Genomic DNA, 25,150 nt, shown 5'->3' with positions numbered 1-25,150 from the left:
ATATTTGACTTAAAAAGTTTATGCTTAAAAGATAGGCTGGGGTTAAATATACAGTGCGCCCCAGAGTAACCATGTCACACTGCAACCAATCCCTCTGTCCTTCCCGCTATCCCGCAGAGATGTGCGATACTGCTGCGAGTTGGCAGCAAAAAGCCGATCGACTAACGGTAGAATTAAACACCACCCAGGATCTGCTTCACGCAGAAATCGATCGGCTCAAACAAGCCAACGAAACCCTTCAGGCCGCCGTCAGTTGTGCCCCAATTTTCCTGTGGGCAACAGACAGAGAAGGCAAGTTAACCCTTGCAGCAGGGAAAGGATTAGAAAATTTGGGACTCAAACCAGGTGCAACTGTCGGGCGATCTATTTTTGAAGTTTACAGCAGCCAGCCAGATATCTTAGAAAATATTGCCGAGGTATTAGCAGGAAACGATCGCACTTGGAACGTCCGAGAGAGGCATTTTATTCACGAAATTCGATCGGCAGCGCTGCGAGATGGAAACGGTGAAGTGGTTGGGGCAGTGGGTGTTTCTACTGAAATTACCGAGCGCGAGCACTTGATCGCAACTCTGGAAACGGCAAATCAAGAATTAGAAGACAGACTTCAGCAGCAGACTGCTTTCTTCAATGCAGCACTTGCGGAAAGTGAAAAAAAGTACCGCAACCTCCTAGAAACCTCCCAAGAATTGATTTGGTCGATCGATATTGAAGGCTTCTTGACTTTTGTCAATTCCGCCACCAAACGCATCTACGGTTACGAACCGCCAGAAATGCTCGGCAGCCGCTTCACCGAGTTTTTAGTGTCCGAACAAAAAACCAGCCAAAGAGAAATATTTGCCCAACTTTTAGCGAGAACCAAACTTCAGCCACAAACCGCTAAATCTCCTTACGAAACAGTACACATTTGTAAAGACGGTACTCCCCTCCACCTGGGCGTCAACAGCATCGTCAACCAAGCTGAAAACGGCGCTATGTTAGGCCTGTGCGAAACGGCGACAGATATTAGCGATGGCTTGCGATCGGAAGAAGCACTCCAAGAAGCTACAGACCAACTTCGCGCAGTCTTGGATGCCGTACCCGGGATGATTTCTTGGGTAAGTTCAGATTTGCGGTATATTCGAGTCAACCAGCACTTAGCAACCTCGTTCAAACTGTCTCCTGAAAGCTTTGTCGGTCAAGAAATCAACTTTCTCGACAAAGGCTCGACTTTTGGAGAACTGATCGGAAAATTTTTTGACACTTCATCTCAGCAAACCTGCCAAGAAATAGAAATAGAAATTAACGGTCTCCTCCGCAACTATTTGATAGTAGCTCAGAAATACCATCAGGGAAGCGCAGCAGTTTCTGTAGGAATAGATATTACCGAGCGCAAGCGTGCTACCGCTCTAAAAAACCAATTAATCTGCTCGCTGCAAGAATCAGAACACAAATTTCGCAGCCTTTATGAAGCTACCAGCGACGCAGTAATGTTGCTTGACGAAAATGGTTTTTTTGACTGCAATCCCGCCACCTTAAAAATATTTGGCTGTAGCAACAAAAAAGAATTTTACGGTAAGCATCCGAGCGAATTTTCACCGCCATTTCAGCCTAACGGACAAGATTCAGCGAGTTTAGCGACCCAGAGAATGGACACAGCAATGGAAACAGGTAGCTGTCGATTTGACTGGGTACACAAACGACTCGACGGTTCAGAATTCCCTGCTGAAGTTCTGTTAAACGCTATGGAAATTAACGCACAAAAATTTTTCCAAGCAGTAGTACGCGACATTACAGATCGCAAACGGGATGAGGAGCAAATCAAAGCCTCCCTCGTCGAAAAAGAAGTCCTTCTCCAAGAAATTCACCACCGCGTCAAAAACAACCTCCAAGTTATTTCTAGCCTGCTGAAACTTCAGTCTCGTTACATTGAAGACGCCCGTGTTATCGAAATGTTAAAAGAAAGTCAAAACCGGGTGAGATCAATGGCTTTGGTTCACGAACAATTATATCAATCAAAAGACTTGTCAGACATTGACTTTGCTGACTATATCCAAAATCTTTCCCACAATTTATTCCAAGCTTATGAAATTCAGGCAGATGGCATCAAGTTAGAAGCAACCATTGCGCCGTCTTCGCTAAATATTTATACAGCAGTTCCTTGCGGATTAATTATCAACGAACTGGTGAGCAATTCCCTAAAGTATGCTTTTACAGGAAAAACTCAAGGTAAAATTCAAATAGATTTTACTTTAGATAATAACAAGGTTTGCGTGCTAACCGTGAGCGATAGCGGAATTGGTTTTCCTCCAGACTTAGATTATCGAAAGACCCAAACATTGGGTTTGCGACTGGTCGGGTCTTTGGTCAAGCAAATTCGCGGAAAAATAGAATTATTAGAAACAGCAGGCACGAGTTTTAAAATAACATTCTCAAAACCCAAATTGCCCTCTAAGGAGCAAAATTAATGTTACAAAGCAAAATTCTGATAGTTGAAGATGAAAGTATCATTGCGGAAGACATTTATGACAGTCTAATATCTTTAGGATATCTAATAACTGGTATTGTCTATTCGGGAGAAGAAGCGATTGAATCGACCGCAGAATTTCGACCTGATTTAGTTTTGATGGATGTTAAGCTGCAAGGAGAAATCGATGGCATTACAGCAGCAGAAGAAATTCGCTCGCGCTTTCAAATTCCTGTAGTTTATCTGACAGCTTATGCTGACGAAAACACTTTGCGGCGCGTCAATGGGACAAAACCCTTCGGCTATATTATAAAACCCTTTGACGAAAAAAACTTGCACACAACTATTCAATTAGCTCTCCACCGACATCAGTACGATAGCTTGACAAACTTGCCCAATCGTTTGCTGTTGCGAGAACTGTTAAGGCAGGTGTTAGACAAGCAAAAAGAATTGTCAGCAATGATTCCCGTTGTCACTTTCAGTTTAGATAGAATTAACCGGATTAACAGTACCTTGGGACACGAGATCGGCGACTTGGTACTTTGCACAGTTGCCCAGCGACTGAGTAAATGCACGGAGAAGATTAATATTCTGGCTCGTTTGGAAGCTGCCGAATTTGCCATTGTTATCGAACCCGTTGCTACAAAAAAGGAGGCTGCTAAGATTTCTCAAAATATTTTAGATATTGTAGCCCAACCTATGATTGTCAAAGAATCGGAACTTTACGTCACGGCGAGTATGGGCATTTCTTTATCTCCAAGCGATGCCAGCGATGGAGACGAATTGCTGAAAAATGCTTATACAGCTATGTACACTTCTCAGCAACAAGGTGGAAACAACTATCAATTTTATACTGCACAAGTTGCGGATAGTTCCATAAATATTTTTACTCAAGAAACTTGTCTCCGCAATGCTTTAAAGCGCTCGGAGTTTGAAGTTTACTATGAGCCGCAAATAGAAATTAAAACAGGTAAAATTATTGGTGCTGAAGCTTTGGTACGCTGGAATCATCCACAAAGGGGCAGAGTTTCCCCGGGGGAATTTATTCCAATGGCTGAAGAAATGGGCTTGATTGCACCGCTGGGCGAATGGGTATTAGAGACTGCTTGCAGGCAAACTAAAGCTTGGCAAACAAAGGGTTTGCCTCCGCTGCGGGTAGCCGTCAACGTGTCAGCCCGCCAGTTTGAACGAAAAAATTTGACGGAGAGAGTGAGCCAGATTTTGAGAGAAACTAATCTCGATCCTAAATGTCTGGAATTAGAATTGACGGAAGGTCTGATTTTGCAAGATGAAACGGCAGCAGCTCAAGCTTTTACGGTGTGGAGAGATATGGGTATTAGGATAGCAATTGATGATTTTGGAACGGGATATTCTTCTTTGAGTTATCCGAAACGCTTTCCGTTTGATGCGATTAAAATTGACAAAAGTTTTATTCGCAATATTGCAGACGATCGCCAAAATGCAGCCATTACAGTAGCTATTATTCAAATGGCACACTGCATGAACATGACGGTGATTGCTGAGGGGGTAGAAAATGAGCAGGAACTTGCTTTTTTGTGCGAGAACGAGTGCGACGAAATTCAAGGTCATTTTTTCAGTCACGCTTTACCAATGGCTGAGTTTGAAGCTCTGCTGAAAAGCGATAAGTGCTGGGATTTAGATCAATTCCGGTTGCAATCCTCATGATTGTTGAGTGTTGAGTGTTGACTGTTGACTGATAACTGACAACTGCCCACTGACAACTGATAACTGACAACTGACTAATTTAAAAGATACGATCGCCCAACCAACTTCCCAGCCACAGCCCGAAACCCGAAGTAGCCACCAACAGGATAACCGTGTAAAGCCCACTGCTAGTGTGGATCAACCTTTCTGCGGCTACCATCCGCGCCACAACTCCAGCAATAATGCCGATCGCAGCCCAAGCGCTATAAACAGTCTTAGACCCGGCGATAGCCAAGGCTTGGAGGATCGCCCCCGAACCCGCCCCAGCCAAAACCCCCGCCCACGCCCCAATCCCCAGCCCGATCGCACCAGAGAGCCCGACGGGGCCGCCAGAATTCACCCCTACTTCCGCCGCCAGCCCGCACATCAAGCCAACAACCGCCCAACACACAGCCGCCACCAACGCCTTGACCCAATTCCCAGAACCGGTTCCAGCCATCAATCCCACCACTGTCACCACTCCCCCTACAGCCAAAACAGCAGCCACAGCCCGAGACTCGGCCTCGGAACTGGCGATCGCCCCCAAACCAGCTCCAACTGCGCCCCAAGCAGCCCCAGTTCGCATTCCTCCCGCCTGAAAACCCGCGATTGACCCCCCTACCGCCCCAGCCAAAACTAACGCCGCCAGCCACACTCTAGGCGTTGCCGAACCCTCCGCCAGCAAAATCGCGGCCCACAGCCAATCTGCACCGCAGATTAAAGCCCACATCCACAGCGGGGCGACTGATACCGTCAAAATCCAACCGGTCAAAGCGTAACTCGCCACAGCGATTGCCAGCGGCCACCAAGGGAAGCTTGAAGACTGTTGAGATGGCCGCACTTCCCTCGGCGGGCTTGGCGGTTTTGAGTATTGAGTTGAAAATTCTTTTTTCCTTTTCGAGGTAAGCTTTGGATAGTTTTGAGATGTCCGCGCTTCCCTCGCAACGCTTCGCCCAGGTTGCTTTCTTCCCCGCCATGCTTGGCGATTGTGAGTGGTAAATCGTTTCTTGCTTGAAGAGTTTTTTTGACTGAGAAATTTTTTGGAGGCGGCTTTTGGGCGGGTTTGACGACGCTGGGAACCAGACCTGGCGGCTGATTTTCCAGAACGCCTTCTCAGCGGCTTTTCCGGCGCAGGGGGCGGTGGCTGCGGAAACTGTTTTTCGATCGACCTCGATGATTCAGGCTGACTCAGAAACGACACCAACTGCTCGTAAGCTTCATTAATTTCTGTTAATCGTTGTTGAGCTTTTTGTTGCAGGCGATCGTTGTTGGCAAACCGATCGGGATGCCACACAAACGCTAAATCCCTGTAAGCGCGCTTAATTTCTTCTAAGGAAGCTCCCGGCTCAATTTCGAGGATTTCGTAGCATCGGTTAATGTCACCCATAGGCTTCGATCGGCAGTTGTTGGTAAATTTGCGTGAAGCGAAGCTATCCCGCAGGGAATCGTACTTAACATCTTGTACTATTCTCAGCCAAGCTGCACAGTCAAGCGATTTGAGATTGGAGATTTGAGATTGGGACTTACGCATCACAACCTTCTGAAACGGGGTTTTTTACCGTTTCTGCGAGCTCTAACGAAGTATGATGCAAAAAGCCCGGTTTCTGACCACCCGTGCGTTTACCGCTTGCGAGTCATAGAAGATAAGATCCAAGATTTCTCTCTTTGACTGAGTAGGCGGTCTGGTTTTCTTGTTTCGTGGTAATAATGGCTCGATGAGTTCCCACTCTTTATCGGTTAAGCTGCGGGAGTACGACATTTTTTTCTGATCTTAGCTCATCATCAGAGATCCCCAATGGGTTCTATAAGCTTTACAGCTATTTAGGTGTACCTCACCAAACCGTGAATTGCTATATACTGGAGAAGAGAATTCGCCCTCAAAAGCCAATGTCAGAATTGTACTCTTGAACTAAGAATAAATAGCTCATGCTTCCTTTTGCATCTCGTATTGTATGCCAAACTTTACTTTTATTGAGTCTGTTAGATATCCCAGCCCGAGCAACCTAAGTCTGGATTGGGGCTGGACGAATTACTGATGGTATTGGACAAGAAGGCTCCGTTAAACTGAAACTATAAATTGACGGCAATAATGTCCGTTCAATATACGGGTTTTATTTGAATGGTACTATCTATGAGGCAACGATTAGTACAAAATTGGCTCATTGGTGGTTGAGACAGTGTTCACAAGATTTGTGTATAATTTTAAACCTAATCCCACCCAAGCCAACAATTTTATATTGACTGCCCGGAACAAATAAATAATAGAAATATCGAATAATGAACACTATCAGATATCGTCCAGCAATAGGTATGGTCTTAGTAACTGCTTGGAGCTTGTTTTACTGTGCAGTATCTAGCAATTTACCTATGCTCAATAAAATGGAGCTCGACATTCAAGATCATCTAATACGACTGCATAAACCAAGGCTTATGTCAAAAGAAATTCTACTGCTTAAGATCAAGCAGCCTGCCCTTTTAGGATATAACTTTCATAACTTATATAAACTGAATACTTTCTATGCAATTTTAGTGAGAAGCTTAATCAACAGTGGTGCAAAGCTTGTAGTCATAAATTTGCCTACTCAAATGATCCAGTACATTGAGCTTGATACAGATACTCAGTTAGAACATCCCTTTCAAGAGTTGATTAGTAAATATTCAAACCAGATTGTTTTGGTGGCTCGTCCGAGTAAATTACCCTCAGAAAATTCAGTCATAAATAATTATCATAATTTACTTCCTTTCGATAATGAAAGTATAAATCCCTCTATTCCCCCAGAGCAGATAGTAAGTTACTTCAGATATGCAGCACATCCACAAAGCTTAGACAGCCCAGCTCGAAAAGCCGAGCTATTTTCCTATTTTAGCTATGAAGATGATCCAGATATTAATATACATCATAAGGTTAAATCTGTGGCAACGATGGCCTTAGAAAAATTCTATAGGAACTCAGGAAATCTCAAAGGTTTTCAAAGAATTACCACTTTACAAACTCTTTTATCTTTTCAAATGAACTTCTGGGGTTCTGCTGATACATTTCCTAGTATTGATATTCATTTTCAATGTCCTTCGTCTCAGCTAGAGATAGAACACTGTAATCCTTCCTTTGAACCCCAATCTATTCAGAAGCTCCATGATAAACTTGTATTAATCGATCTTCCCGAAGGGAAAGGATTTGAAACCTATCGAGAACTATCTCCTTTTGGGGAGATGTCTATTGCAGAAGTAGAAGCTAATCAAATAGCTAGTGTGATGACCCATTCATTTCTGACAAGAATCCCGAATTGGTATGACTACATCATCACAACTTTGGGTCTTGACTTGCTAAGCCTATATATACTTATGCCAGGCAAAAAGCATAAACTTATACCTGTTCATCTGCTGGTTGGCTGGCTTCTGCCGCTCTTGGTAGGAAGCTATGTAGCTTTAAGTTTTATCTTGTTCTATCAAGGGTTAATTCTTCCATTATCCATCCCCATCTTAGGTTGGGTTGGAACAGGTTCATGTGTAGCCATTTATTCAATTCTCAGGCAGTCTATCCAACAACAGCAGAAATTAGCTGAGCGACAGGCTGTTCTTTTGCAATCGCGGAAACTCCTCCATCGAGTCGCAACAGACATTCATGATGGCCCCCTTCAAGAACTCAAATTGGCAATGGATAGTATTGAACTTCTAGCCCTCAGTCATCCATCTCCCGTGATTAACTCAATCTTAGATCGATTAGAAGCAGTTGGGCTTGCTCTTCGCAATCAGCTCAGCAGCACACGTACAATTGCAGAAAAGCTAGAGATTACACCAGAGCTGCAATCGGGACTGGATCGGGGGATACACCAATGGCTCCAAAAACTGATTGACTCAAGAGAATTAACCTTGAGTGTCAAAGAGCATCTACAACCCTTGCGAGAACCCAAATCTGATAGTGCTTGGATTGATTCGAGAGAGGATATCTTTCGCTTTTTTCGAGAAGCGATCGCTAATGTGATTCGCCATGCCCAACCTCCAAACGGCTCGGCCACGCAAGTTTCAGTCTCGCTTACTCAAAAAGATCATCAGTGCCGATTAGCGATCGAGAATAATGGAACTAGCCTAACCCCTATCTTATTAGATATTCCTCACAAGAAACGTCGTAGTGGTGGATATGGCACTAAACTGATGAAAACTATTGCCGCTGAGATACCAAATGGGGCTTGGCAAAGGGTTCCATTAGAAGAAGGTGGGATGCAGGTAACACTTGAATGGACGATGGACACCCCATAATTTGATAACAAATAAGGGTATAACTACCCGATCAACCTACGTTTAATTGCCTCCATGCAAACTGCGATTCTGGTATTAGTAAGTTGACCATCAAGCTGATCGACATTCAGTTTTGCTTTGAGACTCTGGACGTAGTTCTGAGCTGTTTTGAGGGATATATGCATCCGATCTGCAATTGCCTGATCTGTAAGGGCTTGGTTACATAACAAGTCCAATACCGTTCTATCCTTATCAGTCAATGGCATTTCGTTCATTAAATTACGAGGAATCTTACACTGTCCAGCTAAAGCATTACGACCTCCTTCTAGAAAAGCATTCCGTCTTTCCATTTTATTAACGACAGCAAATCCCCCTTGATGTTCAAATATTTGCTTCAGGACTTGCCTTAAATAGCTTGGTTCGCTGGTATAGACGAGAACATTTAACAGAGGGTGATGCTCAAAAATGTGGTTGAGTAGCGCTAAACCTGGCTTGGCTGACTCCTCGCCTGTCAAAGTCCCAAATTGTAAGTCAACTACTACTAAATCTATGTTCTCTTGCTTGAGTTGCTCAATTCCCTCTTCAGGGGTTTCCTGAATAATGCAGGAACACTGAGGGTCTATCATCCTCAAAAAATCACAATTATTGTGACCGACTTCAGGGTGATCCTCAATGACCAGAAAGCGTTGTGTTTGATAACTCATAGTTTGACCGCCATAACTATTTTATCATTTCTTCAGCAGACTCGTTTTCACGACTATTTAGACTGCCTATAACGCAATACGGTTCAGTTAAGCTCGATCCCCCCTAGCCCCCCTTAAAAAGGGGGGGACAAGAACTTTCTCAAAGTCCCCCTTCTTAAGGGGGATTTAGGGGGATCTCCGAGGAATAAATAGTTTTAACTGAACCGTATTGGCCTATAACGTGAGCTTTTACTGATAATGATAATCAGGAGGGGAAAGGCGAGGGCTACTCACCTTTTCTCTCCCTCCTCTATTGTATAAGTCTACAGAGTTACAATTTTGGCTTTATAACCTTTATGCTCTAGTTTTTGAACCTCTTTGTTAGCAGCTACACGATCTCGGAAAGTTCCAGCATTTATCCATTTTTTTTGATTATTGCGGTGATACTGGACGCGGTATTCATGGCGATGTGGGGCTTGAATCCCAACTTTTGTTGGTTGCTTCATAGGCTGAGCATTGGCTTGGAGGGGAACAGCAATGCCTAGCCCAAGGGTAGCTAGAGAGATGAGCGTAACCATTACTTTGTTCATGATTCAGACCTGTTTATAAAGTAGATAGTTTCATTCTGTCAGTCCAGTCTTCCGGTTGATAGGGGAGTAAGCGCAAATAATATTGCGTGTTTACGCAAGTGCGTTCAGAAAATGACTTAGAAGGAGAGCGATTTTTTTCGGGGGAGAGGGGGGGCAATCAGGGGTTTTAAAAATTAATCATCCCAAAGACCTTGTAGACAAACCTTTTGAGATATTGTAGGCGATCGAGTAAAATCGACGCAGAATAGCAAGAATCGTTGCAATTGGTCGGACTTACCCAGATATCTACTCCATACTCCACTGTTTTTTGGCATTACAAGAGTTGGTGCAAAGATGAGCTACTTCAAAACATCAGACATCCTTCTGCTATAGCTACAATGAGAAGATACTTTCGTGCGATCGGGATCTGTGTCAGTGTCGGAAAATCAAGCTCCCACCTTCATCTTAGTTGACGGCCACTCCCTGGCCTTTCGCTCGTACTTCGCCTTTGCCAAAAGTCGAGACGGAGGCTTGCGAACTACGACGGGCATTCCCACCAGCGTCTGTTTTGGCTTTCTCAAGTCGCTGCTGGAAGTTATGGCCGCCCACGACCCCCAGTACATGGCGATCGCCTTTGACCTCGCCACACCCACATTTCGCCACGAAGCAGACGACACCTACAAAGCGGGTCGAGCCGAAACACCGGAAGATTTTAAGCCGGATATCAAAAACCTGCAAGAACTCCTCACCTATTTGAATTTACCTGCAATAACTGCTCCCGGTTTTGAGGCGGACGATGTTTTGGGAACTTTGGCAAACAAAGCCAGCGCGGCCGGTTATCAGGTCAAAATCCTCACGGGCGATCGAGATTTGTTTCAATTAGTAGAAACCGAAAAACAAATCAGCGTATTGTATTTGAGTACCGATGAGCTCCGGCGATCGGGAAAAGGCAAATCCCAAGAATACGGCCCGGAAGCAGTCAAAGAGAAACTCGGCATTTTGCCAGAACAAGTAGTAGATTACAAAGCCCTCTGCGGCGACAAATCCGACAACCTCCCCGGAGTTAAAGGCATCGGCGACAAAACCGCACTGCAATTGCTGGAAGCTTACAATTCCCTTGATGGAATTTATGCAGCCATCGGTGAGATTAAAGGGGCAACTAAGAAAAAGCTAGAAGAAGGCAAAGAAGCTGCTTATCATTCTCAACGCATGGCGACAATTGTCCAAGACGTACCCTTGGAAGTAGACTTAGAAAATTGCCAGCTCAAAGGTTTTGATGAATCCGCCTTGATCCCGATGCTGGAAAAATTAGAATTTAAGACATTTTTAAGCAAAGTCAAGCAAATTCAAAAACGGTTCGGCGGTGTAGAACAAACCGTAGAAAAGGGCGTAGAACAAACCATAGAAAAGAGTGTAGAAGACACAGTAGAAAACGGCGAACCCGATGCCCAACCCTTACTCCCCACAATAGATAAGTCACCTGCAACTTCTGAAAGTTCAGAAGACGACGACTTGTCGTTTTTTAGTCCTGCAGAAACCAAAGCCGCCCAGCAAGCAAACAAATTACCCATTAAACCCCGAATAATTCAAACAACCGAACAGTTAAACGAATTAGTCCAACTGCTGCAAACCTTCACCGACAAAGCCTCACCCGTGGCGTGGGATACCGAAACCACAGCCATCGAACCGCGAGACGCCGAATTAGTCGGAATTGGCTGCTGTTGGGGAACAGGCGAAGAGGATGTTGCTTACATTCCCACCGGACATAAAACGGGCAAAAACTTGGACAAAGCCACAGTTTTAAATGCTTTGCGTCCGATTTTGGAAAGCGAGAATTATCCCAAGGCGCTGCAAAATGCTAAGTTTGATCGATCGATCCTGCGGTGTCAGGGAATCAAACTAGCCGGAGTCGTCTTCGACACCATGCTAGCGAGTTACGTACTCAATCCCGAAACCAGCCACAGCCTCAGCGAATTGTCAAGAAAATACTTAGGTATTGTCGCAAAAAGTTACAATGAATTAGTACCCAAAAACAAAACAATTGCTGACATCAGTATTCCGGCGGTAGCCGACTACTGTGGCATGGATGTTCACACCACATTTCAGTTAGTAGGTAAACTTAGAGCAGAATTAGATAAAGCTGATGAACATAACTTTGCCGATAAGTCTTTGCACAAGTTGCTGCTGGAAGTAGAACAGCCCCTAGAACCAGTTTTAGCTGAAATGGAATACTGCGGAATTCGCATTGATTCAGCGTATCTGCAAGAACTATCGCAACAGCTAGAAAAGAGCTTAAAAGAAATAGAAGAAAAAACTTATCAAGCAGCCGGGAGAAAGTTTAATTTAGGTTCCCCAAAACAACTCAGCGAAATCTTGTTAGAAAAAATCCCGGATGAGTTTCAGAAAAAGTCTCGCAAAACTAAGACGGGATACTCTACAGACGCCGCCGTATTGGATAAATTGCAAGGAGATCACCCGATTGTAGACGATTTATTAGAACACCGAACATTATCCAAGTTGAAATCAACTTATGTGGATGCTTTGCCGCAGTTAGTGCGTGCGGATACCGGGCGAGTGCATACAGATTTCAACCAAACTGCAACGGGTACGGGAAGGCTTTCTTCTTCCAATCCCAATTTACAAAATATTCCCATCCGTACCGAGTTTTCGCGGCAAATTCGCAAGGCTTTTTTACCGGAGTCAGGTTGGCTGATGGTGTCGGCTGACTATTCTCAAATTGAGCTGCGAATTTTAGCTCATTTGAGTCAAGAACCTGTGTTAATAGAAGCTTACCAAAATAACCGAGATGTGCATACCGTAACAGCTCAACTTTTGTTTGAAAAAGAGGAAGTAACGCCGGACGAAAGACGGTTTGGCAAAACAATTAATTTTGGGGTAATTTACGGTATGGGGGCGATTAAGTTTGGTCGTTCCATGGGCAAAACTTCAGCAGACGGCAAAGAGTTTATTAAGCGATTTAACGAGCGTTACATTAAGGTTTTTGAATTTTTGGAGAAAGTAAAAAAAGAGGCGATCGCCCTCGGATACGTTACCACAATTCTAGGCCGCCGCCGCTATTTAAAATTCGAGAGCGAAAGCCTCCTGGACTTAAAAGGCCGCAATCCCCAAGACATTCACTCCGATAGACTTAAATCTGTCAGCAGAGATGACGCCCAATCTTTGCGGGCGGCAGCCAACGCTCCCATTCAAGGCTCTAGTGCTGATATCATTAAACTTGCCATGATTGAGGTACACAAAATTTTGCAAAACTATCAGGCGCGGCTGCTGCTGCAAGTTCACGATGAATTAATCTTTGAAGTACCTCCCGATGAATGGGAAGAATTGCAACCGAAAATTAGAAGTGCGATGGAAAATGCTCTGCCACTTACCGTACCGCTGATAGTTGACATCCACGCTGGGCAAAATTGGATGGAAACTAAATAAAACAGAGAAATATGAGTCAAACTAAAATCGCAATTTTCCCAAAAATAAAAACCTTAAGTGCAGTTGCTCTCCTGTTGCTACTATTTGGGTGTCCACAAAAGTTAGCGCCCAACAACTACGCTGTCAAGCGAGTCAGCGACGGCGACACCCTTGTCGCTAGCGATGCCGCCGGGAAAGATATTAAAGTGCGTTTTGCCTGTGTAGATGCACCGGAAGTCGCCCACACAAATGCTGAGAAAAATAGCAAAGCATCTGCACAAAAAAATCAATTTAAGTGGGGAAATCTAGCGCACCAAAGAATGCAGCAGCTAGTTAAACAAGGGGGCGGTCGCGTTGTTTTGACCGTCACCGATACTGACCGCTACGGTCGCAAAGTTAGCGAAGTTCGCTTGCCAGATGGTACACTTGCCCAAGAAGTTTTGATCCGCGAAGGATTAGCAATGGTTTACCGTCCTTACTTGAAAAACTGTCCGAGTGCAAGTGTTCTGGAACAAGCCGAAGCCGAAGCTAAGAAAAGTCGCCGCGGCGTTTGGGGAGACTCTAAGTTTGTTCCTGCGTGGAACTTTCGGAAGAGTGATAAATGATCGGAAGCAGGAAGTTAGGCAATGGATTGTAGAACGCATTTACGGCTTTAAGGGATGGATTTTGAGTAGGGACACGGCAGTGCCGTGTCCTGACGGGGAGCTAGGACTTTTAATAATTGGTATAAGATTGAGGATTGTAGCAATATTTTTTTTAATTGGTATTATGTTGTTGGTCTGGAATCTGGGAACCTGTATCAGATATTTACAGTCTTGGACTCATTCAGGTCTTGTTAAACCCGGTCTCTACTATAAATCTTAGGTTTAGCTGCTCCGCATCCGCCCAGAAACCGGGTTTCTAGAGCCAGATGTCGATCGTCCTAATTTAGTACAATACAATCAGGACGAGGTTCTGCTCCTACGGTCTGCAATCTGTGGAGTTCCGGCGATAGCTGACGCCAGATTAATCTAAAACCAGACATGAGTTCGATCGCACTTTTCTCCGACCTGTTTTTTTGGAAAAGTCAACAAATGTGATAGGCTCCAGATAAACTAATAGACTGCTGACAAAAGCGGTCTATTGCAATCACCCAAAAATAACTTTAAGGGACATCAATGAATTTCAAACATCTGGTTATTTCCGGCCTGGCGCTGATGCTCGGTACTGCAATAGTAGGAAATGCGATTGCTCAAGAACTGACCGAAAACCAAAAAACGGTTATTTGTCGCTTAAAAACAGAAGTAGACCAGCGGAAAGGCAACGGTCAAAAGTTAGTATTTGTGCCGTTGCTGGGTCAAGTTCGCAAGCACGTTTCCTCTCCTTTTAGAGCCACACTGCATCCTAATGTGGAGTATGTTTTTGTTGCCACTTGCGACGGAAATTGTCAGGATTTAAACTTATCTCTCAAGGATGCAAGCGGTCAGGAAATCGCTGTGAGTCAAAAAACAGGCGAACTGGCGTCAATCTCTTTTACTCCCCCATCCCAAGGCGAATATCAAATCACTGCTAAGCCGGGGGAATGCACGACGGCAGAGGGTTGCAGTTTTGGCATGGGAATCTTCGTTCCAGCAAGTGCGAGCGTACCTAATGCTTCCCAAATTCCTGCTGAGATAGCACAATTTCGACTTTGCCAGTAGAGGAGAAGTTACAAGTTGTGAGTTGTGAGTAGAGTTAAGTTGTGAATAACAAATCTAACTCATAACTTGCAACTTATAACTCGTAAATTTTAATTAGTTATTCACAATTTCGCCCAACTGTCAAGCAGAGAAAGCAGTGGAACCCTGCACAGACCCGAAAGTGCCGAAATTGGGTTGGGGATGAAAAACTATATTTACCCTCACGCAGGCATCAATTAGAATATAGATAGTGCCTCTCAGGGTGACGAGTATATTGCCCATGTCTTCAACCTTAGCCTCGAAAAATCAACCCCATCACCCTCCTCAAACAGATTGGAGAAATCTGTTCAGTCGCTTGGGTATCAGGCAGAAAATTGGCTGCGGATACGCCTTGGTCATTGGTATTGCCGTTTTGGGTGCTGTGGCGGGACGGGGAGTAGAATTTTATTACAAACAGCAGGTTCGGGAAAAACTGGCGATCGACCGAGATAAAGGGGAAATCCTGACCAACCTCAATAGTACGGTACAGGAAGTCAGAATTCACGAGCAAAAGCTGGCGAGTCTGACGGCAAAACCGCAAATTTTCGATCGCGAACGTTCGGAATTCCTGACTCGCGTTGCTCAGATGAGCGGCATCCTCGAACAACTGCAAACCTTTCCACCGACAAAGAATCCCGAGGTGGCCAAAGACTACGAACTGCTTCAACAGTTCGTTCAAGTCAACGGCAAAACAGTAGAATCATACTTTCAAGAAGTACAAAAATTGTTGGCGAATGCGAAATTATCGGGTTTAAATCCAAAGCAGCAGCAGGCTTTCCAGCGGAATTTGAACAATTTTGTGGTGGGCGAAACCGCTTTGAAACTCGAACAGTTTTCGCAGGATTCAGCCAAACTGGCCGGCAGCTTTGGCGAGAAAGCAGACGAGGCATTGAGTACCTACGACAAAGCAGAAAAACTCGGAACTCTAATTCTCATTGGCTCTCTCTTGATATCAGCCGCGAGCGCAGCAATTCTAGCAGCATACACCAGCGGGGCGATCGCTCGCTCCTTAGAAGCCACCACCCTCATCGCTCAGCGAGTGACAGAAGAATCGAACTTTGATTTGCAAGTACCTGTCACTACTTCCGACGAAGTGGGAATGCTAGCAATTTCCCTCAACGAACTAATCCAAAGAGTAGCGGAATACACAGAAGAATTGCACGAAGCAAAAGTAGCCGCCGAAGCTGCCAACCGCTCCAAAAGTGCATTTCTCGCCAACATGAGCCACGAACTACGCACCCCCCTCAACGCCATCATTAACTACAGCGAAATGCTGCAAGAAGATGCTCAAGATTCCGGCTCAGAAGACTTTCTGCCGGACTTAGAAAAAATTCAAACCGCAGGCAAACACCTGCTGGATATGATTAGCGACATCCTCGATATTTCCAAAATAGAAGCAGGTCACGTCACGCTTTATTTGGAAAACTTCGACGTGGCAACGATGATTGAAGAAGTGATGACTACGGCTCAACCGCTAGTAGAAAAAAAAGGTAATGCTTTAGCACTGAAAACCAAAGGCGAACTCGGCACAATGTACGCCGACCAACCTAAAGTGCGACAAATTCTCCTCAATTTGCTCAGCAACGCTGCCAAGTTTACCGAAAAAGGCGTCATTACTATCGGCGTGGAAAGAATTAAAATTGAAAAATCAAGATCGGCGAAACAAAATAAAAATAATGATTTTCAATCGGGTTCAAGCTACACTTCTCAAGTTTTAATGTTTCGAGTCAGCGACACGGGCATCGGCATGACGGACGAGCAATTAGAGCAGATATTTAAACCTTTTACCCAAGCTGATGCTTCGACTACCCGCAAGTACGGAGGCACGGGTTTGGGATTGACAATTAGCCAGCGTTTGTGTCAAATTCTCGGCGGCGAAATTAGCGTTGAAAGCGAAGACGGGAAAGGTTCAACTTTTATTGTCAGTCTCCCGGAACGGGTAGTGATGCAGGCATGAAGTCAGGCAAGATATGGATTTTGACACGGATACACGGATTAATGATTGAGCATTTGTCAATAGTCAGGAGGCAGATGTTCAAGGAAAAACAAAGAGGGAGGAAGGAAGAGGGAAATTTTAAAATGTATTGATATAGCAACCGCCAAGGCTGTTCGGGCATAAAGCATAAATAGCCCCAATTGCCGTGCGATCGCAAAACCGATCTCCAAAGTTGTACTCTTAAATATCAATACTTCGGACAGTTTTTGATTACCAACCGTAGAATAAGGGTTTCAATGCTCCAAGGCGATCGAGCTACCAACGAAAAATCGAGGGTTTCAGACGACGAAATAAAAACATTCGGACTATTGAAATATCAGGGCTTATGAATATTACTCGCGTCTCAGTTGACTCAGCAGGCAATCAGGCTAATCAAGGCGCCTCGATATCATCCTATCCTTCCATTTCGTCCGACGGGCGGTTTGTGGCGTTTGAATCTCCAGCATCCAACCTCGTGCAGGGGGACACTAACGCTAGCGGTGATGTTTTTGTGCGCGACACGCTAGCCAATACCACCACCCGTGTCTCTGTTGACTCAGCAGGCAATCAGGGGAACAACTTTTCCTCCGAGCCCTCTCTCTCAGCTAACGGGCAGTTGGTGGCATTTGGGTCTAGTGCCACAAACCTCGTACCGGGCGACACCAACAATAGCGGCGACATCTTCGTGCGAGACTCGTTGACGAATACCACCACCCGCGTCTCTGTTGACTCAGCAGGCAATCAGGCGAATGCAGGCTCCTCCGCTCCCTCTATCTCAGCCGACGGGCGGTTTGTGGCATTTTTCTCTTTTGCCACAAACCTCGTGCCGGGGGACACTAACAATAGCGGCGACATCTTCGTGCGAGACTTGTGGATGAATACCACCACCCGCGTATCTGTAGACTCAGCAGGCAATCAGGGGAACCAGTATTCCGACTATCCCTCCATCTCAGCCGACGGGCGATTTGTGGCATTTGGGTCTGATGCCACAAACCTCGTGCCGGGGGACACTAACAATAGCGGCGACATCTTCGTGCGGGACTTGTTGACGAATACCACCACCCGCGTATCTCTAGACTCAGCAGGCAATCAAGCCAACAGGGAGTCCTACGACTCCTCCCCGAAAGCCAGCGGGTCCTATGATCCCTCCATCTCAGCCGACGGGCGGTTTGTGGCATTTTGGTCTGGTGCCACAAACCTCGTGCCGGGGGATACTAACGATAACCCTGACATCTTCGTGCGGGACACGCTAGCCAATACCACCACCCGTGTCTCTGTTGACTCAGCAGGCAATCAGGCGAACAATTACTCCGTTTTGAGCCCCTCCGTCTCAGCCAACGGGCGGTTTGTGGCGTTTGATTCTCTTGCCTCCAACCTCGTGCCGGGGGATATTAACAACAGACACGACATCTTCGTGCGGGACTTGTTGACGAATACCACCACTCGCGTCTCTGTTGACTCAGCAGGCAATCAGGGGAACAACGGGTCTTTTGAGCCCTCCATCTCTGCAGATGGGCAGAGAGTAGCGTTTTCATCTGAGGCCAGTAACCTCGTACCGGGGGATACTAACTTTACTTACAATAGCCGCCTCGATGTCTTTGTTTCTGACACCGGTAGCACTCCAGGCAATAACCCTCCTGATAACAGCATCAACGGCAGTCCCGACAACGACATCCTGACTGGCACCAGCGGCAACGACATCATCAACGGTGTGGAAGGGAATGACGTACTTATGGGCTTGCGAGGCAACGATATCCTTGTCGGGGGCGACGGCAGCGATATTCTCAATGGTGGCAAAGGTTTCGACACTCTCAATGGTGGTTTAGGAAACGATATTCTAGTCGGTGGCGGGGGCAACGATGTTTTTGTTTTAGGTATCGGATTGGGAGTTGATACAATCGTTAATTTCGTCAAGTCTCAAGATACCGTGCAATTAATCAATGGCTTGACCTTCGGACAGCTATCAATTTCGCCGGGAACTGACGGCACATTAATTACAGTAACCAGCAGCGGTGAAGTTTTAGCTTCTTTGATAGGTGTTGCTCCCAATCTCATTGGTTCTGAAGATTTCATCTCGGTCTAGAGATAGTAAAGTGGTCATTTGTGAAATCACTTTTACTCAGGGAACATGATTAAAATTGGCCAACAATCATTGTAAGTTTTGATAATTCCCAGGTCAAAACCTAGGAATATAGCAAGCCTAAAGAACAAAGCCTTGTACAACAGTAGTTTTCAAGACTCCTTCAAAAGTGCGTTCTGTCTTGTCCACCAGCACAACTACATTGCGCCCGTTCGGAGACAAACGAACTTCTCGGATTGAATAAGAGAACACCCAATCTTGAAAATTGTTCAGCGTTCCGAGGACACGCTGCCGACCGTTATGATTAATTACAAGACGCATGGCCGCGCTTTCTTTGCCAGCCGAAGCATTTTTTTGCCGCTGTTCCAGGCGAATTTGTAAAGGCTTTGCTGTATTGACTTTGACGGCGAGTGTCTCGCTTCCATTGGCTCCGGGAGTACGAGAAATAATGTTCAGTTTAGTTCCAGCTTGAGGAGGAGTTAACTTCAAAGTTTGCCTGCTATTCCAACTTTTTTTAAGCAAGTCATCTTCTGCCATTTTAGTGCTTTTATTGGAGTCTGGCTCGCCATATTTAGTTTCGATACACCCATTTTGGATGCAGGAATTTGCAGCAACTTGGACAATTTGCAATTTTGCTTTGGGAATTCCCGCTCCTGTATCTCTGGAACTTTCTAGATACAAGTAGTAATTGCTGTCGGCGGAAAAACCCGACATCCGGTGTGCGGCACGCCAGGTACTTGCCAAAGCTTCAGGGGCTACTGCGATCGCGGCACTTGCTATAATACCTAACGAAATTAAAGGTAAAATTTTCATAGCTATATAGTCCTGTTCTGAGAGTTATAGCGGCTGTTATTGATGCGTAAAACAATAACGCTTTGGGTTTAGCTATACGACTGTGACGATTCTCAAGTCCTCTCTCCTATTTACATGAGAGTTTCTCTTTTTTCCGCAGGAGACTGTTTAAGAATGTGCAGTTTTTTCAAGTCGCACTAGAAAGCATTTTTAATGTGAGAGTTGCTTTTATCCAAGAGTGCAACTTTTCGGCGCGACAGTTTCCTTTTCCCTGCGCCACACTCCTACATAGGACGGAAATACCTATCTACAGATAGGGGAACACCGATCCGTCCCCCCTCCGCAAGTCCTTACAATGACAATTGTACGGGCGATCGAGCAATTGCCTCTACAGCAGCCATCATTTTCAATTCAGGGAATTAAAATTTATGCAACCGAATAATCCAAACCAATTTACAGAAAAAGCCTGGGAAGCCCTCGCGCGCACCCCTGAAGTTGTCAAAGCAGCTCAGCAGCAGCAGCTAGAAAGCGAACATTTGATGAAAGCTGTGCTGGAACAAGAATCGGGACTTGCTAGCAGCTTATTTAACAAAGCGGGAGTTTCTGTAGCAAAATTGCGCGATCGCACTGATGAGTTTATCAGTCGTCAGCCGAAAATTACTGGAAGCGGCGGCAACGTTTATCTAGGTCGTTCTCTCGACACTTTGCTCGATCGCGCCGAAACTTATCGCAAAGAGTACGGCGATGAATTTATTTCGATCGAGCATTTGATACTAGGTTACGTTAAGGACGATCGCTTTGGCAAAAACCTACTACAAGAATTTAAACTAGATGAAGCCAAGCTCAAAGATATCATTGCCCAAGTCCGGGGGAACAACAAAGTGACAGATCAAAATCCAGAAGGCAAATACGAAGCGCTGGAAAAATACGGCCGAGATTTGACAGAAGCCGCGCGTCAAGGCAAACTCGATCCAGTAATCGGACGGGATGACGAAATCCGCCGCACGATTCAAATTTTGAGCCGTCGCACCAAGAATAACCCGGTATTGATTGGGGAACCGGGAGTAGGTAAAACAGCGATCGCCGAAGGACTCGCCCAGCGAATTATCACCGGAGATGTGCCGCAATCTCTCAAAGACCGACAATTAATTAGCTTAGATATGGGCGCATTAATTGCCGGGGCAAAATTCCGGGGAGAATTTGAAGAACGCTTGAAAGCGGTGCTCAAAGAAGTGATGGATAGTAACGGCAAAGTCATCTTATTTATCGATGAAATTCATACCGTTGTCGGTGCCGGTGCAACTCAAGGATCGATGGATGCCGGCAACTTACTTAAACCCATGTTAGCGAGGGGAGAATTGCGCTGTATCGGTGCGACAACTCTCGACGAATACCGCAAGTACCTGGAAAAAGATGCGGCATTAGAACGGCGCTTCCAGCAAGTTTATGTTGACCAACCGACAGTTGAAGATACTGTCTCGATTTTGCGGGGTTTGAAAGAACGGTACGAAGTTCACCACGGGGTAAAAATTTCTGACAGCGCCTTAGTGGCGGCGGCTACTTTGTCTACTCGATATATTAGTGATCGCTTCCTTCCAGACAAAGCCATTGACTTAGTGGACGAAGCAGCCGCTAAACTTAAAATGGAGATTACCTCCAAGCCGGAAGAACTAGACGAAATCGACCGCAGGATTTTGCAGCTAGAAATGGAAAGACTGTCGCTGCAAAAAGAAAGCAATGCTGCTTCGATCGAACGCTTGGAAAGACTGGAAAAAGACTTAGCCAACCTCAAGGAACAACAAAACGGTTTGAATGCCCAGTGGCAGTCGGAAAAAGGTGTCATCGGCAGCATTCAAAAGATTAAAGAACAGATTGACAAGGTTAATATTGAAATTCAGCAAGCTGAATTAAAATATGACCTGAACCGCGCTGCTGAGTTGAAATATAGCAAGTTAACGGAATTGCAAAAACAATTGCAAGAAGCAGAAGCTCAACTTTCAGCCACTCAAACTACAGGTAAAAGTTTGCTGCGGGAAGAAGTCACTGAAGCTGACATTGCGGAGATTATTTCCAAGTGGACGGGAATTCCGATCAGCAAGTTGGTTGAATCGGAAATGCAGAAACTTCTGCAGTTGGAAGATGAACTGCACAAGCGGGTAATTGGACAGGATGAAGCGGTGACGGCGGTTGCAGATGCAATTCAGCGATCGCGCGCAGGTTTAGCCGATCCCAATCGTCCGGTTGCGAGTTTTATCTTCCTCGGCCCCACGGGTGTTGGCAAAACCGAATTAGCCAAAGCATTAGCGTCTTATCTGTTCGACACCGAAGAAGCGATCGTCCGAATTGATATGTCGGAATACATGGAGAAACACGCGGTTTCGCGGTTAATTGGTGCGCCTCCGGGATACGTCGGCTACGATGAAGGTGGACAATTAACTGAGGCTGTGCGCCGCCGTCCTTACTCCGTGATTCTATTCGATGAAATCGAGAAAGCGCACCCGGATGTATTCAACATCATGCTGCAAATTCTGGATGACGGCCGCGTTACCGATGCTCAAGGTCACACAGTAGACTTTAAGAATTCTGTGATTATTATGACATCGAATGTGGGCTCTCAATACATCTTAGATGTGGCGGGAGATAACGAACAAATGCGGAGTCGGGTGATGGAAGCGATGCGGGGAACTTTCCGCCCAGAATTCTTGAACCGGATTGATGAGATGATTATCTTCCACGGTTTGAGCAAGCGCGAATTGCGGCAGATTGTGCTGTTGCAAGTTAAGCGCTTGGAAAAACGGTTAGCCGATCGCAAAATGTCTCTAAAATTGTCGGAATCTGCGATCGATTTCTTAGCAGAAATTGGTTACGATCCGGTTTACGGTGCGCGCCCTCTCAAGCGAGGAATTCAACGCGAGTTGGAAACGCAAATGGCGAAGGGTATTTTACGGGGAGATTTTGCTGACGGCGATACCATTTTTGTGGATATCGAGAATGAAAGGTTGGCGTTTAAGCGGCTGCCGGCACAGTTGGTGACTGCGAAATAATTTGAGTAGGGTGGGCTGCGGCCCACCTTATTTTTTTGAGGCGATGGTTCTTTTTTTGACCGCAGATGTAGGCGGATGGACGCGGAGGGGATTGCGGGCGATCGTTCTTAAGGGCGATCGCTTTCTGATTTATCTTTTTTCTGTTCTTGGTGTTCTCGAACAGATTTCGTCAGCAGGTACGTTGCCAAACTGCTGACGGATCTGCTTTCTTCTTCTGCCCATTCTTCCAGAGCTTTTTGAATTTCCTCTGGTAGGTATGCGGTAACTCTTCCCCGTGAAGCCATTCGTTGTACTGCAAAACATTTCAACACAGTCCATCTTACGATGTTTTGAGTTAAGACCGATAAAAATATTTCATTTTAAGTTATTTTGTATTAATGTACGTCACAATGTGTTATAATGTTACCTGTAAACAGTCAGAAGCCAGCCCCTCACTGTCCAAGGTTACGGGCTGGCTCTGGCTCCAACATTCACTGGAGACGAATTCTATTATGACGTACAAAGAACGCTTGTGCTGTTGGGCGATCGCCCGTCTGTTACCCACTAAGCAATGGATGATTGTGGCCCGGTTCCGCAGTCGTTCAGATGCAGACGGGCATTTTCAGTTTCTGCGTCAAACTATACCCCACGTTAAGTTTGAGGTTGTGTTCGATCGCAGTGGGGACAGTCACCGTTTATCCGCGTTGGGCAGCCCTTCCAATCCCGTCACCAGCGCGTTATAAATGGTAATTTTCGTGGCGATTTCAGTTAACTAAACATTGGCGATCGCACTTTTTTTGATAAGTGCGATCGTCCTTCCTTTGTTGAGTCCCCCTCTGCGGGGACGAGAGTTTCTGTAGAAGCGATTTCAATCGCCGAGTTATCTGTTAGGCTGTCTCTACTAACTTACTTCCGCACCATCACAGAGCGAATTACAGCATTCGGCTGATACTTATTAGTCTCATGAACACTGCCTTGACTAGCCCCGTAAACCCCCGCATATTGCCTCCCTTCAGCCTTGGGAGCAAAGCGAATTTTTTTATTAGGTTGGTTGGCAAAGACAAGTACTTCGACCGATTCATAGCCCGTGTTATAACCTAAAGTAGCCTTGCCATAAATTGCCTCTGCTTGTTTTAATGTCATTCCCGGCCCGACACCCTCAACTGTTTTATAAATGGGATTGGCAGTCATCAAATCTTCAATGACATCCGCATCTTTCAGCTTTGTACGAAAAGGATAAATAATCCAATATTGCACTTGTCCCGACTGGCTGACAGCCACAGCCTCAAAGCCTTCTCCTGGTTTAAAAGGAGATTCCTTAAACTGCGCCGTGGAACCCAAAGCTTTTTTCAATTCTCCGAAAGTCATCCCCAGCTTCGCCGATCCAATTCCGCGCTCGGAAATTGTTAAACTTGCAGCAGGTGTTTTTTGAGCAACCTTTGCCACTTCTGGCAGCGCCTTTGTACCCACATGCGCCACAGCGGCATCGGGCCTCGATATTGCTCCCAGATAAGAGCAGATCGCCAGCAAAACAGCTATCATTGATCCAGACAAAACTTTAACATTCAACATGGCTAATTCTCCTAGATTTCAAATGCGACTATCTACCCGTATCTTTTTCGTTTACGTTAAGAAACCGGGGTTTGTGCGTCCAGGACTACTAACTTACTTCCGCACCATCACAGAGCGAATTACAGCATTCGGCTGATACTTATTAGTCTGATAAAATCCCCCTTGGCCAGCGCCATAAACTCCCGCAAATTGTTTCCCTTTAGCCTGGGGAACAAACATAATGTTTCTCGTGGGTTGCTTGGCAAATACAACCCCTTCTCTCATTTCATTATCTACGTTATAAGATAAAGTAGCCTTACCGTAAATTGCCTCGGCTTGTTTCAGATTCATTCCCGGTCCGACACCCTGAACTGTTTTATAACTAGAATTTTCAGTCATCAAAAGTTCAATGACATCGGTATCTTTTAGTTTTGTACCCGCAGCGTAGATAATCCGATATTGCACTTTTTGCGACAGGCTGACAGCCACAGCATCAAAGTCTACCATAAAAGGAGACTCTACCTTAAACCGTGCCGTGGAACCCAGAGCCTTTTTCAATTGTCCGAAAGTCATCCCGACCTTCGCCGCTCCAATTGTGCGATCGGAAATTGTTAAACTTGCAGAAGGTGTTTTTTGAGCAGCATTTGCCGCTTCTCCCAGCACATTTGTAGCCCCAGGCGCAATAGCGGAACCGGGAGTCGAAATTAAGGTGAGGTAACTGCCGATCGCCAGCAAAGCAGCTATCATTGATCCAGACAAAACTTTAACATTCAACATGACTAATTCTCCTAGATTTCAAATGCGACTATCTACCCGCATCTTTTGGGCTATCCTGGGCCTCACCCTCCTAGTTTGGATTCTCAGAGGTGTTGGCCTCTTGACATTCATTCCCGGTGGTGTCATTTGGATACTGATTTTGCTTTCTTTTGTGGCGGGCATCCTCAGCACTTTACTCCGTAGGTAAGCCAGCATCC

General features: G+C 45.5%; 18 protein-coding genes. 10 read left to right on the top strand and 8 right to left on the bottom strand.

The features are described from left to right. Positions 1–71 precede the first annotated feature (71 nt). Together QT996_RS07245 and QT996_RS07240 are read left to right on the top strand one after the other, a co-directional pair. Positions 72–2,444, top strand: coding sequence for a PAS domain S-box protein (locus QT996_RS07245; protein ID WP_333045518.1), 2,373 nt, complete (start codon positions 72–74; stop codon positions 2,442–2,444). Then, entirely contained in the window at positions 2,444–4,129 is a 1,686-nt protein-coding gene (locus QT996_RS07240) for an EAL domain-containing protein (RefSeq protein WP_333045516.1), read from the top strand. Before QT996_RS07245 ends, QT996_RS07240 begins: the two co-directional genes overlap by 1 nt. Before the next feature lie 79 nt (positions 4,130–4,208). Here QT996_RS07240 and QT996_RS07235 read toward each other — a convergent pair whose 3' ends face one another. Both QT996_RS07235 and QT996_RS28595 read right to left on the bottom strand, forming a co-directional pair. Next, on the bottom strand, positions 4,209–5,678 hold the full coding sequence (locus QT996_RS07235; protein WP_333045515.1) for a J domain-containing protein: 1,470 nt from the start codon (positions 5,676–5,678) through the stop codon (positions 4,209–4,211). Positions 5,679–5,720: 42 nt separating this feature from the next. Then, positions 5,721–5,906, bottom strand: a complete 186-nt coding sequence (locus QT996_RS28595; RefSeq protein ID WP_445304545.1) for a transposase — start codon at positions 5,904–5,906, stop codon at positions 5,721–5,723. 518 nt (positions 5,907–6,424) lie between these two features. Between QT996_RS28595 and QT996_RS07230 the strand changes: the two genes are divergently transcribed. Next, positions 6,425–8,404 (top strand): ATP-binding protein, encoded by a 1,980-nt coding sequence (locus QT996_RS07230; protein ID WP_333045514.1) that lies wholly within the window; start codon positions 6,425–6,427, stop codon positions 8,402–8,404. A 23-nt stretch (positions 8,405–8,427) separates the two neighbouring features. Here QT996_RS07230 and QT996_RS07225 read toward each other — a convergent pair whose 3' ends face one another. Both QT996_RS07225 and QT996_RS07220 read right to left on the bottom strand, forming a co-directional pair. Then, positions 8,428–9,087 (bottom strand): LuxR C-terminal-related transcriptional regulator, encoded by a 660-nt coding sequence (locus QT996_RS07225; protein ID WP_333045513.1) that lies wholly within the window; start codon positions 9,085–9,087, stop codon positions 8,428–8,430. A 302-nt stretch (positions 9,088–9,389) separates the two neighbouring features. Beyond that, positions 9,390–9,656 carry a hypothetical protein gene (locus QT996_RS07220; protein ID WP_333045512.1) on the bottom strand — a complete coding sequence of 89 codons (267 nt, stop codon included), beginning with the start codon at positions 9,654–9,656 and terminating at the stop codon, positions 9,390–9,392. A gap of 414 nt (positions 9,657–10,070) precedes the next feature. Between QT996_RS07220 and polA the strand changes: the two genes are divergently transcribed. The 5 genes from polA (at position 10,071) to QT996_RS07195 (ending at position 18,813) form a co-directional block, all read left to right on the top strand. Beyond that, entirely contained in the window at positions 10,071–13,079 is a 3,009-nt protein-coding gene (gene polA, locus QT996_RS07215; protein WP_333045511.1) for a DNA polymerase I, read from the top strand. Between the two features lie 11 nt (positions 13,080–13,090). Continuing rightward, positions 13,091–13,663 carry a thermonuclease family protein gene (locus QT996_RS07210; protein ID WP_333045510.1) on the top strand — a complete coding sequence of 191 codons (573 nt, stop codon included), beginning with the start codon at positions 13,091–13,093 and terminating at the stop codon, positions 13,661–13,663. A gap of 552 nt (positions 13,664–14,215) precedes the next feature. Next, positions 14,216–14,737 carry a hypothetical protein gene (locus QT996_RS07205; RefSeq protein WP_333045509.1) on the top strand — a complete coding sequence of 174 codons (522 nt, stop codon included), beginning with the start codon at positions 14,216–14,218 and terminating at the stop codon, positions 14,735–14,737. Between the two features lie 259 nt (positions 14,738–14,996). After that, positions 14,997–16,712: an ATP-binding protein gene (locus QT996_RS07200; RefSeq protein WP_333045508.1), complete on the top strand. Its 1,716-nt coding sequence runs from the start codon at positions 14,997–14,999 to the stop codon at positions 16,710–16,712. A gap of 364 nt (positions 16,713–17,076) precedes the next feature. After that, a complete protein-coding gene (locus tag QT996_RS07195) occupies positions 17,077–18,813 on the top strand; it encodes a calcium-binding protein (RefSeq protein WP_333045507.1) in 1,737 nt (578 codons plus the stop codon). A gap of 117 nt (positions 18,814–18,930) precedes the next feature. On the opposite strand, the gene QT996_RS07190 is transcribed toward QT996_RS07195, so the two are convergent. Next, positions 18,931–19,623: a DUF2259 domain-containing protein gene (locus QT996_RS07190; RefSeq protein ID WP_333045506.1), complete on the bottom strand. Its 693-nt coding sequence runs from the start codon at positions 19,621–19,623 to the stop codon at positions 18,931–18,933. A gap of 407 nt (positions 19,624–20,030) precedes the next feature. Between QT996_RS07190 and clpB the strand changes: the two genes are divergently transcribed. Then, positions 20,031–22,646: an ATP-dependent chaperone ClpB gene (gene clpB / locus QT996_RS07185; protein ID WP_333045505.1), complete on the top strand. Its 2,616-nt coding sequence runs from the start codon at positions 20,031–20,033 to the stop codon at positions 22,644–22,646. A 107-nt stretch (positions 22,647–22,753) separates the two neighbouring features. On the opposite strand, the gene QT996_RS07180 is transcribed toward clpB, so the two are convergent. After that, a complete protein-coding gene (locus tag QT996_RS07180; protein ID WP_333045504.1) occupies positions 22,754–22,930 on the bottom strand; it encodes a ribbon-helix-helix domain-containing protein in 177 nt (58 codons plus the stop codon). Positions 22,931–23,137: 207 nt separating this feature from the next. Here QT996_RS07180 and QT996_RS07175 point away from each other — a divergent pair, with 207 nt between their 5' ends. Next, complete coding sequence (locus tag QT996_RS07175; RefSeq protein ID WP_333045503.1) at positions 23,138–23,368, top strand: hypothetical protein; 231 nt, start codon at positions 23,138–23,140, stop codon at positions 23,366–23,368. Between the two features lie 163 nt (positions 23,369–23,531). Here the strand turns inward: QT996_RS07175 and QT996_RS07170 are convergent, their stop codons facing one another. Next, positions 23,532–24,197 (bottom strand): hypothetical protein, encoded by a 666-nt coding sequence (locus QT996_RS07170; protein WP_333045502.1) that lies wholly within the window; start codon positions 24,195–24,197, stop codon positions 23,532–23,534. 93 nt (positions 24,198–24,290) lie between these two features. Then, positions 24,291–24,953, bottom strand: a complete 663-nt coding sequence (locus QT996_RS07165; RefSeq protein WP_333045501.1) for a hypothetical protein — start codon at positions 24,951–24,953, stop codon at positions 24,291–24,293. Positions 24,954–25,150 lie beyond the last annotated feature (197 nt).

This window comes from Microcoleus sp. S13C4 (assembly GCF_036700865.1).
GTDB lineage: Bacteria > Cyanobacteriota > Cyanobacteriia > Cyanobacteriales > Microcoleaceae > Microcoleus.
This window is presented reverse-complemented; position numbering and strand designations above follow the sequence as displayed.